The 11,614-nt window shown below is 39.1% G+C and carries 11 protein-coding genes and 1 pseudogene; 8 read left to right on the top strand and 4 right to left on the bottom strand.

Going from position 1 to position 11,614, the window contains the following annotated elements; translation table 11 throughout:
* A partial coding sequence (locus DCO44_RS15365; protein ID WP_165815734.1) for an AAA family ATPase occupies positions 1-724 on the top strand: 724 nt, incomplete at its 5' end.
* Positions 717-1,388 carry an HNH endonuclease gene (locus DCO44_RS15360; RefSeq protein ID WP_116763412.1) on the top strand — a complete coding sequence of 224 codons (672 nt, stop codon included), beginning with the start codon at positions 717-719 and terminating at the stop codon, positions 1,386-1,388. The genes DCO44_RS15365 and DCO44_RS15360, both read left to right, overlap by 8 nt.
* Before the next feature lie 60 nt (positions 1,389-1,448).
* Here DCO44_RS15360 and DCO44_RS15355 read toward each other — a convergent pair whose 3' ends face one another.
* Both DCO44_RS15355 and DCO44_RS15350 read right to left on the bottom strand, forming a co-directional pair.
* The gene (locus DCO44_RS15355; protein WP_116763410.1) at positions 1,449-1,784 is read right to left on the bottom strand and encodes an endonuclease domain-containing protein; all 336 of its coding nucleotides are present in this window, start codon (positions 1,782-1,784) and stop codon (positions 1,449-1,451) included.
* A gap of 125 nt (positions 1,785-1,909) precedes the next feature.
* A pseudogene (locus tag DCO44_RS15350) lies at positions 1,910-2,931 on the bottom strand (molecular chaperone DnaJ).
* 644 nt (positions 2,932-3,575) lie between these two features.
* On the opposite strand from DCO44_RS15350, the gene DCO44_RS15345 reads away from it, so the two are divergent.
* The 5 genes from DCO44_RS15345 to DCO44_RS15325 all read left to right on the top strand — a co-directional run bounded on the left by DCO44_RS15345 (position 3,576) and on the right by DCO44_RS15325 (position 8,355).
* On the top strand, positions 3,576-4,517 hold the full coding sequence (locus DCO44_RS15345; RefSeq protein ID WP_116763416.1) for a transporter substrate-binding domain-containing protein: 942 nt from the start codon (positions 3,576-3,578) through the stop codon (positions 4,515-4,517).
* Between the two features lie 72 nt (positions 4,518-4,589).
* A complete protein-coding gene (locus DCO44_RS15340) occupies positions 4,590-5,333 on the top strand; it encodes an amino acid ABC transporter permease (RefSeq protein WP_116763408.1) in 744 nt (247 codons plus the stop codon).
* Positions 5,333-6,016 carry an ABC transporter permease subunit gene (locus DCO44_RS15335; RefSeq protein ID WP_116763406.1) on the top strand — a complete coding sequence of 228 codons (684 nt, stop codon included), beginning with the start codon at positions 5,333-5,335 and terminating at the stop codon, positions 6,014-6,016. The genes DCO44_RS15340 and DCO44_RS15335 overlap by 1 nt, the downstream gene beginning before the upstream one ends.
* Positions 6,017-6,030: 14 nt before the next feature.
* Positions 6,031-6,756, top strand: coding sequence for an amino acid ABC transporter ATP-binding protein (locus DCO44_RS15330; protein ID WP_171304991.1), 726 nt, complete (start codon positions 6,031-6,033; stop codon positions 6,754-6,756).
* Between the two features lie 411 nt (positions 6,757-7,167).
* Positions 7,168-8,355, top strand: coding sequence for an ammonium transporter (locus DCO44_RS15325; RefSeq protein ID WP_116763402.1), 1,188 nt, complete (start codon positions 7,168-7,170; stop codon positions 8,353-8,355).
* A gap of 63 nt (positions 8,356-8,418) precedes the next feature.
* On the opposite strand, the gene DCO44_RS15320 is transcribed toward DCO44_RS15325, so the two are convergent.
* The gene (locus DCO44_RS15320) at positions 8,419-9,105 is read right to left on the bottom strand and encodes an HAD family hydrolase (RefSeq protein ID WP_116763400.1); all 687 of its coding nucleotides are present in this window, start codon (positions 9,103-9,105) and stop codon (positions 8,419-8,421) included.
* Between the two features lie 190 nt (positions 9,106-9,295).
* Here DCO44_RS15320 and DCO44_RS15315 point away from each other — a divergent pair, with 190 nt between their 5' ends.
* Positions 9,296-10,039 (top strand): phosphatase PAP2 family protein, encoded by a 744-nt coding sequence (locus DCO44_RS15315; protein ID WP_116763398.1) that lies wholly within the window; start codon positions 9,296-9,298, stop codon positions 10,037-10,039.
* 236 nt (positions 10,040-10,275) lie between these two features.
* Here DCO44_RS15315 and DCO44_RS15310 read toward each other — a convergent pair whose 3' ends face one another.
* On the bottom strand, positions 10,276-11,595 hold the full coding sequence (locus tag DCO44_RS15310; RefSeq protein ID WP_116763414.1) for a sensor histidine kinase: 1,320 nt from the start codon (positions 11,593-11,595) through the stop codon (positions 10,276-10,278).
* Positions 11,596-11,614: the final 19 nt, after the last annotated feature.

Raw genomic sequence — 11,614 nt, 5'->3', positions numbered from 1 at the left:
TGAAAAGTCACTAGCTTTAACAGAATCATCTAATTTCGAATACGCTAATAAAATTGATAAATGGTTCGACAAGTTAAATTTTGATTTAAAATTCATATTTGAAGATGAAAGTACCTATTTAGATTTTGATTATAAAACAAAAAAATTTATAATCAATCAAGATTCAAAAAAGTTTAACTTTCAGACCCTTTCATCTGGTTATTCTTCCATATTTTCTATTTATACTGAATTAATGCTTAGATCTCAATTTCTAAACTTATTACCAGATGAATTAAATGGCATTGTATTAATTGATGAAATAGATGCTCATCTGCACATCTCATTACAAAGAAAAATATTACCTTTTTTTACAAAATCATTTCCTAACATCCAGTTTATTGTAACAACACACTCACCATTTGTAATTACTTCAGCTAATGAAGACACAGTTATATTTGACCTAACAAATGGTAGCTTTTTAGATGAAAATCTAAGCAGTTACTCAATAGAAACGATTACTCAAGAACTTTTACATGTTCATACAGAATCGTTAAATTTAAAAAAATCTATAGATTATATATATGAAAGTATGAATAGTAATCATGTCGATTTTCAAGTATTAAATGAAGAATTAAAGAAATTACAACCATACAAATCTAAATTAAACGCTGAATCCAAAAGTATTTATATGCAAGGGTTAAATTTTTTAATTGATAATAACAAATTAGGAGATCTCGATGTTTGAGATTGTTCGTTCTTTACCTGCTCCTATTGATTTATCGAGAAGAAAGTATAATACAGCCCCAATTGTTGAAGCCCTTTCAGAGATATGTTTTGAAAAGTGTTACCTATGTGAAAATGACAAAGTTCAAGAAGTAGAAGTGGAACATTTTCTACCCCACTCAAATCATCCTACATTAAAATTTGTATGGGAGAATCTATTCTATAGTTGCAAAAGATGTAATCGAATCAAAGGTGATAACTACGAATATATTTTAAATCCTTGCGATGTAAATCATAAGGTTTTTCGGAACATTTTAGTAATAGCACCGTCTCGTGCGAATGATCCTGTAACGGTTACAAATCTATGTCCAACTACTGATCCTAACTTTGATAGTGCAGTTAGAACTGTAGAATTATTAAATAGATGTTTTAATGATACTTCAACACCTGCTAGAAAGATTAGTAGGAGAGAGCTAATAAACCAATTATTGGAAGAGTTATCACTCATGTTAGAAATTAGAGGTAGGCTCAGATCTAAAAGACTTACTCCTTTCGAAGAAGGACAAGAAATAGACAGGTTAAAGAATATGACTTCTCCACAATATCCATTTTCTGCTTTTTGGCGTTGGCAAGTTCTTGATGATGATATTTTACTTAGTAAAATGCAGAATTATATTAATTTTTAAAAAATTCAACCTCTCTTTAACATTTATTTAGGGAGAGGTAATTCTTAATTCAAAGCACTTCTACCACAAATCCTCCAAAACCACATCCGTCCTCCCCAACACATCATGATTCCAATACCGCACCACCCTCAAATCCAAAGCCTCTAAAAACTTGGTTCGTTCAGCATCATATTCAATCGCATCGTCTGTGCCATGCTGACTACCATCTAGCTCAATCACCAAACCCAATTCGTGACAGTAAAAATCAGCAATATATGGTGCAATCACATGCTGTCTGCGAAATTTCAGATTCATAAATCGTTTTGCTCTAAGTAGTTGCCATATGAGGTATTCTGCATCAGTAGCATTGCTTCGCATGGTTTTGGCGAATTCTAATAATTGTGGGTTTAATTTCATTTTTTATTATTACCTCTCCCTAGCCCTCTCCTAAAAGGAGAGGGAACGTTCATTATAAATTTTATGCAGGTATGTAATCACTTGCGGCTCCCTCTCCCTCTGGGAGAGGGTTGGGGTGAGGGATTTTATAATGCCCCATGCCCCAACAACATCTCCAACCCGCTCACCTTTTCATATGCTTTAAACGTTCCTTTTCCCATTTCACCTGCTGTTTTAACTCAGCAGCATCCTTATCAATTACCTTATACACATCACTCATTTTGAGCTGTTTGGTATTAACATGACTACTCAAGTGAAAAGACGCAAAGATCTCCTCTAACTGGCTTTGCAAGTTCTGACTCTGTGTTTCCAAAGACAACTGATAAAACTTCACTTGTTCCGAACTTAAAGCTTTTGAGCTTAAGCCTTTATTGGTTTCAAGCTGTAACTGGAGTTTTAGTAAATAAAATAAATCCTGCTCTGCATAAGCTTCATTGACCTTCTGCAAAAGTTCAGTTTTTTCTAATTTCTTCGCTTCGTCAGGTTCACGGTCAGGGTGAATCATCGCGGTTATTTTTAAATACACGGTTTTCAGCGACTGCGCTGCCATTTTGGCTGCTTGCTCACGTTTTTCTTGTTGTTTTAACTGCTTGGCACGTTCTCGCTCTGCTTCATACTGGGCAGAATCATATTCATAATTTTCCCAGTCTACATCCACGTTTTGTTCTACCGTTTCAGCGAGGTCATGATTTTGTATTGAGTTTGCTTTGGCTTTCTTCGCACGTACATGCTCTGCATGCTGCATATAGAAAATATCAATTTTCTCTACTTGTTCTTGTTGCTCGGAAGTTAGCCTCTGAGATTTTTTTAGCATCTTGGCTAAAGCGGCTATTTTGGTGTCAATTTGCACCAAATCTGCTTTGCTAAAGGCATCGCTGGCTAAGTGATTCCACAGGGTATCAAGCTGTGCAAATAAAACTGTATGTAACTCGGTATAAACGGGTAAAAGCTTGCTGCGCGTATAGTTTTGAATGTCGGCTTGGGCGTTTTGCCATGTCGCCAGTTCTTGTTTTTGTTGTTCAATACGCTCAATCAAACGATTTAATTTTTTCTGTTGTGGAGACTGTTCAGCCCTGTGCTCTAAGCTGATTTTGAGATTGAAGGACATACTCATCCACACGCTGTAAAATAAAAGCACTATAACAAGATTACCCCGATGATAGAACGTCCATCCCCGATATCGCCCAATCTAAATCTTTGATTCACTTCAACAGAAATAAATGCACAATCACAGGACCTTGCATGGTGCGACATACAAATAATCGGCTTTAAATATCGTAGGTAGATCGTTGTTTTGATCTTGTTCTCATTCATTTTTATCCGAACAGTGACCTATGCATGTATACATGTGTAAGTAACTCCAGTATTTTTAAAAATTACATTAAAATCAAACCATTATATTTAAATTAAAAATTTAGAATCTATTTATCACTTTAGAATGTTTCAATAGTGAATTGTTTATTTTTATTAAACACAGTATTTTATAAAATCATACAATGCTGCACAGGCACAGATTCTGCTTTGTTTACTCTAGATTCTATCTATTGGTCTTAAATTTGTTTAAAACTTAAAGATTTATCGTTAACAAAGCATCAACAATCTGACCTGCGCAACCGACTAAGACTCGCGCTAAGATGAAGCTAAATCTGTTTGTTAAACAAGCAGCCGATAATGCAAAAAACAAATAAGCTGATGGATATTCAGTCAATAAATAAAGTGAATGATGAGAACAAAACACAAGGAGTTTTACTTATGTTATTAAAACGGCCCCTGACTTCCCTGCTCTGCGCCAGTACGTTGGTATTCGGTTTAAGTGCTTGTAGTGGCGATAAGACACCAAGCAGTAATGATTCTGCGGGCAAAGAAGGTTCCGCATCGGGAACGCTACAAAAAATTAAACAGTCAGGTACCATCGTATTGGGTTATCGTGACTCTTCCATTCCATTTTCCTATATTGCCGATAATCCGAATCAACCTGTGGGCTATGCACATGATTTACAACTAAAAGTTGTAGATGCAGTCAAACAAAAACTGAATATGCCCGATTTAAAAATTCGCTATAACTTGGTCACCAGTCAAAACCGTATTCCATTAGTCTCTAATGGTACAGTCGATTTAGAGTGTGGCTCGACTACCAACAACAAAGAACGTCAGCAACAAGTCGATTTTTCTGTGGGATATTTTGAAGTGGGTTCGCGTTTACTCACCGCCAAAGACTCTGGCGTGAAAGACTTTGCCGACTTAAAAGGCAAAAAACTGGTAACCACCGCGGGAACTACCTCAGAACGTTATATTCGACAACATGAAAAAGAACTGGGGATTGGTGAAATTATTTCTGCCAAAGACCATGCCGAATCTTTCTTAATGCTACAAAACGGTCGTGCTGCGGCATTTATGATGGATGATATTTTACTTGCAGGGGAAAAATCGAAAGCCAAAGACCCAAATCAATGGGTAATTGTGGGCACTGCACCTATTCATGAAATTTATGGCTGTATGCTCAGAAAAGGCGACACTGAATTTAAGCAAGTGGTAGATGATGCAATTAAAGCAGTCTATAGCTCGGGTGAAATTAATAACATGTATAAAAAATGGTTCGAACAACCTATTCCACCTAAAAATATTAACCTGAACTTCCCAATGTCTGAACAATTAAAAGCTCTTATTGCGTCACCACATGACCGTGATCAGTAATCTATGCTGATCATTCTCTCAATGATTCTCAGGTAGTGCTTTCGCCTACCTGATTAAGAATATGGAGCTCCTATGAACTATAGCTGGAACTGGGGCGTACTATTTCAATCTACAGGTGTCGGTGACAGTAGCTATTTCAACTGGATTTTAACAGGTTTAGGTTGGTTACTGTTTATTGCCATCGTGGCATGGTCTATCGCATTTGTCTTGGGCAGTATGCTCGGTATTATGCGTACGCTTCCAAATAAAACTGCACGTGCGATTGGCACAACCTATGTGACCATTTTTCGTAATATTCCTTTATTAATACAACTGTTTATTTGGTTTTATGTAGTACCGAATTTTTTACCTGCGGGACTGAAAGACTGGTGGATCAATGATTTAAGTGCCAGTAGCAGTGCCCTGATTTCTGCCAGTATTGGCTTGGGACTCTTTACGGCTGCACGGGTCTGCGAACAAGTCCGTACAGGTATTGAAGCCTTGCCCATTGGGCAAATTAATGCAGGCTATGCCATGGGGTTCAGTACTACACAATTATACCGTTACATTATTTTGCCACAGTCCTTCCGTACCATTTTACCTCCACTCAGCTCAGAACTGACCAACTGTGTAAAAAATACCTCGGTCGCGTCACTGGTCGGTGTGGCTGAAATTATTTCACAGATGAAAACGATCAGTGAGTACACGCAAAATACCATCGAGATTTATACCTACGTCACCATTATTTTTATTGTGATTAACATCTGCTTAATTCAATTCATGACTTTTCTGGAAAAACGCTTGCGTATTCCAGGCACGATTGCAGGAGATAAATAATGGACTGGCTCTCTGCATTTATTCAAGATTTACAACTCTCTGCACCTGCTCTATGGCATGGTCTCAGTATTACCTTAAAAGTCGTCAGCATAGCGACCGTCGGGGGTATTTTTATTGGGACATTACTGGCTTTAATGCGCCTGTCTTCAATTCGGATATTGAATCTAATCGCACAAGCCTATGTCAATTTATTCCGCTCTATTCCACTACTGTTGGTACTGATGTGGTTTTACTTTGCGGTTCCATTTTTCTATACCGCAATTACAGGCAATTATTTGACCATCGATACGGCTTTGGTTTCGAGTATTGTTGCCTTTATGCTGTTTGAAGCTGCCTATTTTTCTGAAATTGTCCGCGCTGGGATTCAGTCTATTCCCAAAGGGCAAAGCGCCGCAGCTTATGCGCTAGGAATGAGTTATGGTCAATCCATGCGTTTAATTATTCTGCCACAAGCCTTTCGGAAAATGACGCCATTGCTACTGCAACAGACCATTATCTTGTTCCAAGATTCGACCATGGTGTATGCAATTGGCTTGCTCGACTTTTTCCGTACCAACTATGTTCGTGGCGACCTGATGTCATTATTGACCCAGTACATTCTATTTGCAGGTCTGGTTTACTTTAGCATCAGTGTGTTGGCAACATTTATTGTGAAAAAAATTCAAAGGAGATTAAAAGTATGAGTGACCAAAAAATAATGATTGATCTCCAAAATGTCAGTAAATGGTATCAACAGTTTCAAGTCCTGACCGATTGCACCACACAAATTTGCCAAGGTGAAGTGGTGGTGGTTTGTGGACCTTCAGGTTCAGGCAAATCGACCCTCATTAAGACTGTCAATGGTTTAGAGCCCTTTCAAAAGGGGCAAATTTTTGTGGATGGCGTCCCCATTGCAGACCCAAAAACCGATTTAAATAAATTGCGCAGCCGCGTAGGCATGGTGTTCCAACACTTTGAATTATTTCCGCATTTAAGTGTGACTGAAAACCTAACCATTGCACAAATTAAAGTTTTAGGACGTAGTGCTGATGAAGCGAAGAAAAAAGGACTGGCTTACCTAGACCGTGTCGGATTAAGCTCACAAGCCAATAAATTCCCTGCACAGCTTTCTGGTGGGCAACAACAACGAGTTGCAATTGCACGTGCATTGAGTATGGACCCCATTGCCATGTTGTTTGATGAGCCTACTTCTGCACTTGACCCCGAAATGATTAATGAAGTACTTGAAGTGATGGTCGGTCTAGCGAAAGAAGGCATGACCATGATGTGTGTTACTCATGAAATGGGCTTTGCACGCCAAGTGGCAAATCGAATTATCTTTATGGATCAAGGCAAAATTGTCGAAGACTGTTCCAAAGATGATTTTTTTACCACGCCTCGTAGCGAACGGGCACAACAATTTTTAGAGAATATTTTGCATTAATTCCGTGCACATTCATCAAGAGAGACTCACCTCACTTGATGAAGTTTTGTTCTAATCCTCGATCAATAAAAATGCACTTCAATCTGCTGATCTGGCAAATTGAAGTGACACTAAAAATTCTGAACGAACATTCAACTTATATCTATGATTTTTAATTTAATTAAATAGAAACCAAAATTTTTTATGATTTTAAATTGCAACATACAGCACTCTTTTAAGCCGATATGCACTATTTTCCACCGAATAATTCATAGTTTTATCTGAATTGGTGCATTTTTTGCTTAATTATATGCATGAACGGAGTATTCGGTTGCTGAACTCCAATTTTTAGATTTACTAAACTATTTTGGTGCAAATCCTCTTCCAAAATTTGTACCTAAAGTCGTATTTAGCACTTTTTTTGAGCAAACTATGCAAGATATCGATTTACTTTTTCTACTGCTAGGCGCAGTGCTGGTACTGGCCATGCATGCCGGTTTCGCATTTTTAGAACTAGGAACAGTTCGACATAAAAATCAGGTCAATGCCTTAAGTAAAATCCTAACCGATTTTGCGCTTTCAGCGATTGCTTACTTTTTCGTGGGTTACTACATTGCCTATGGACATCATTTTTTCCATATGGGAGCAACTTTAGCGGCAGATCATGGTTATAACCTGATGCGCTGCTTCTTTTTGCTGACTTTCGCTGCGGCTATTCCTGCAATTATCTCTGGTGGTATTGCGGAACGTGCCAAAATGCGTTCCCAAGCCTTAGCGACGCTACTCTTAGTCGCATTGGTGTATCCATTCTTTGAAGGCATTGTTTGGAATGGTAATTTTGGCATTCAAACATGGTTAGAGCATACATTTGGTGCACCCTTTCATGACTTTGCAGGCTCGGTAGTTGTGCATGCCATGGGAGGCTGGATTGCCTTAGCCGCTGTCATTCTACTGGGCGCACGCCATGGTCGTTATAAGAAAGATGGCCGCGTCAGTGCGCATCCGCCTTCATCCATTCCCTTCCTTGCCTTAGGCTCTTGGATCCTCATAGTCGGTTGGTTTGGCTTCAATGTCATGAGTGCGCAACGTTTAGATGCGATTTCAGGCATGGTTGCCATTAATTCATTAATGGCGATGGTCGGCGGAACCATTACTGCAAACATGATGGGCAAAAATGACCCAGGTTTCTTGCATAATGGACCACTTGCAGGCTTGGTGGCCATCTGTGCAGGCTCTGATATTGTGCATCCTTTTGGTGCGCTTGTGATTGGTGCCATTGCGGGGATTATTTTTGTCAAGTTCTTCACCTATACCCAAAACAAACTCAAAGTGGATGATGTACTGGGTGTGTGGCCATTACACGGCATTTGCGGTGCTTTTGGTGGACTTGCAGTTGGTATTTTCGGTCAACAATGGTTAGGCGGGATTGGTGGTGTGTCCATGATGTCACAAATCATGGGGACTTTATTCGCTATTGTGGTTGCACTTGCGGGTGGATTCGCAGTGTACGGCGGTTTAAAAGCCTGCATCGGTATTCGTTTATCGCAAGAAGACGAGTTCCGTGGTGCTGATTTATCCATTCATAAAATTTCAGCAAATTCGGATGACAGTATGTTTTAAGTTTTCTCAATTTCCGCATGTTGCGAAGCGATTCTTTAGAATCGCTTTTTTATACCAGCAATTTTATGCTTGCTCTAAATAGGCATATAACTCTTGTAAGTTCTGGATACGAGGAACTTGTAAACTTTCATCTTCAGGGTGAAAACCTTGTAACCAGATGGCTTGTATCCCTGCTTGTTGTGCGCCCCAAACATCATTTACTGGATGATCTCCAATGAACAAGCATTCTGACGGATGTACCCCTAATTTTTCCGCAGTATGCAGAAAAATCTGCGGATGAGGCTTACTCATTCCTGCCTGCTCAGAACTTACAATCACATCAAAATAGTCGCTAAAACCGAGTCCAGTTAAAATATTCAAGCGCGTTGCATGTCCACCGTTCGACACCACTGCCAAGGCATAATCTTGTTGTTTCAAGCTTTGTAACAACTCAATAGCACCTGACATAGCAACGGCGCATTGTCCAAAATACTGAAACCAGAAATCGTGAAAATCGACCTCAGTTTTCCACGCCAACTCTTGCAATAAAGCAAATGTAACCGATGCCCCAATGCTCGGGTGAGTCAGTTGTTCTTTTTTAGGATATCCGCCATTATCAATTCGGCGGATAATGTGCTGTATTTTTTCCAGATCAGGCACAAGTAAGTAGGACTGAAACTGTTCTAGTAAAAACTCACTATAGCGCTGAATACTTTGGTCACGATGGGTTAAAGTGTTGTCCAAATCAAATAATACGGCACGAATAGGCATAAAATTCTCGGGCGACTTTTGCCTTTTAATCTAACATTTATAAACAGGTTTACATTCCACATTGCCTGCTAAGTTTCTCATTAAAACTGTTTAGTCCTTCGCTTCATCACTATGCGTTTAAGATTCAATTAAGTCCGATTTAAGTTTGCTTTGCTCTAATCAAAGTCATCCAAATCTCGTTTGTACGACCATGTCTGAATTACAACGCTTTAGCCTAAAACAAGGATTGATTCTGCTAGGCTGTTTTATTCTTTTGCAGTTCTGGTTCCTTGTCGGCGGACAACTCGATCTTATGCTCATACAACCGTGGACGGGCTTACATGGTCAATTTCCATGGCGTTATGACTGGTTCTTGGAAAAACTGAATCATAAATATGTCAAAAACCTTTTAATTCTCTGTGATGTCAGCTTTCTTGCTCTTTGGCTTGCCAGCTTTAAAATCAAACGTTTACATGTGCAGCGCTGGCAATATGCTTATCTGTTCTGGATTTTAATTTTAAGCACCAGTGTGGTGGGTATTCTTAAATCACAATCAGGACACGCCTGCCCTTGGAATATGACCCAAGCTACAACGACTGGTTTTCTCTGGAATTTTAACCTTAGTCATGGGCATTGCTTCCCTGGCGGACATGCAGCAACAGGTTTTGCCTTAATGACGGGCTTCTTTGCTTTTAGGAGAACTGCACCTAAACGTGCTTATTTCTATCTTGTTGCAGGCTTGATATTGGGCTTTGCTATGGGATGGGCGCAAATGATGCGTGGGGCACACTTCCTCAGCCATAACCTCTGGACTGCTTGGGTCATTTGGTTCTGTAACGTTGCACTTTATCCATTTTTTTATAAACGACTAATTCCAGCACAAACCTTGGAAGTGGAACAGCCTATTGCGATTATTCAACAACCTACTACGGAAAATACTCAAGAAGCCGCTTAAAATCCTGTCCAACAACAGTTGTCATTATGATTACAACTGTTAAATTAATGATGTCTCTAGACTATTCAATTCGCTCAAGTCAGCATGTATTTTTTTCACACTAACCACGTATTGAATAAGTGCCTCATTCTAAAATAACAGCATGCTTTGCAGCATTTTCCAAATGAAAAATTTATTAAAAGTAATCTCAACTAACTTTTGCACGAGTTAAGCCAATTTCCAAATTAGAGCAAGGATTAATCTGACTTCACCTGTTTAGGAAACTGCACTTGCACAAATAACCCACCCAGAGTTTGGCTCTTACCAAACTGAATTTTTCCACCTAAATGTTCCGCAGCCTTTTGCACAATCGACAGACCTAAACCACTTCCCATCTCTAAATGATGATGAATGCGATAAAAGCGCTTCATAATCTGTTCATATAAAGCAGGGTCAATTCCAGGCCCACTGTCTTCAACCTGAATAATGGCCTCATTGCCTTGTGAAAAAATCGAGACATTAATCACGCCATTTTTAGGCGTGTATTTAATTGCATTATCAATCAAATTATAAATAATGGAGCGTACAGCAGACTCTAAACCATTCACCAATACTTCCTCTTGGCGCTCCATACCCAAATCAATCTCTTTCTGCAAAGCCACATGAATCAATTGTTCGACACAGTTTACTGCCACTTGGTTTAAGTAAAATGGCTGTTGCTGCATGGTATGTAAGCTACTCGCATCTTGCTTGGCTAAATCAAGTAACTGGCTAATTAAATGCTGAATACGAATTAAACCTTGGCTCAAATTTTCCAATGCCATGTTTTCTGGAAATTCACGCAATAGAATCTGCATTTGTAAATTCAGCGCAGTAATTGGTGTTCTTAACTCATGTGCTGCATCTGCAATGAACTGACGCTGCTCTTGTTGCGCCGACTCAATACGTTCAAGTAAATAATTCATCTCTTGAATGGTGGGGATTAACTCAACAGGATAACGATTCAGCGTAATTGGAGTGAGTTCATCTAGATCACGGCGGGCAATTTCTTGTCTAAACTCATCCATGGGTCTTAGACTACGTAAAATTACCCAGCCCAAGCCCCATAAAATAAATGGGATCATCACCAGATATGGCACAAACATACTGGTGGCTAGTTCTAAGGCTAAATGACTTCTTGCAGAAAAAGGTTGGCTGACCTGAATTTGATACTTTTCAGTAGGTAACACATACATGCGCCACACCCCTTGCGTGGTGGAGCGGTCATAAAAACCTGCCTGATTTACGCCATGTAATAACAAATTAAATTGATGCTGCGGATGTTCTTGCTTTTCCCAGACATCAATAAACAAGTCTTCTTCATGATAGCGTTTATGAATATCAAAATGGCTTTTGATTGGCTTAGGATCATGAACAGCAACACGTTCCGCAAGATTTTTCATTTGGGCATCAAGAATTTCATCCAGTTCACCCAATGAAATCCAGTATGCCGTTGCAATTAACATGCCTCCCAACAGCAAACTAAAACCTGAAACAAAAATCAGTAATCTTTTCTTTAAAGATGTTTGTGTTGGCATTGCGTGCAATTGCTGCATA

The organism is Acinetobacter sp. AM, from assembly GCF_003105055.1.
Lineage (GTDB): Bacteria > Pseudomonadota > Gammaproteobacteria > Pseudomonadales > Moraxellaceae > Acinetobacter > Acinetobacter tibetensis.
Note: the sequence above shows the minus strand (reverse complement) of the source record. Positions and strands in the feature narration are given on the sequence as shown.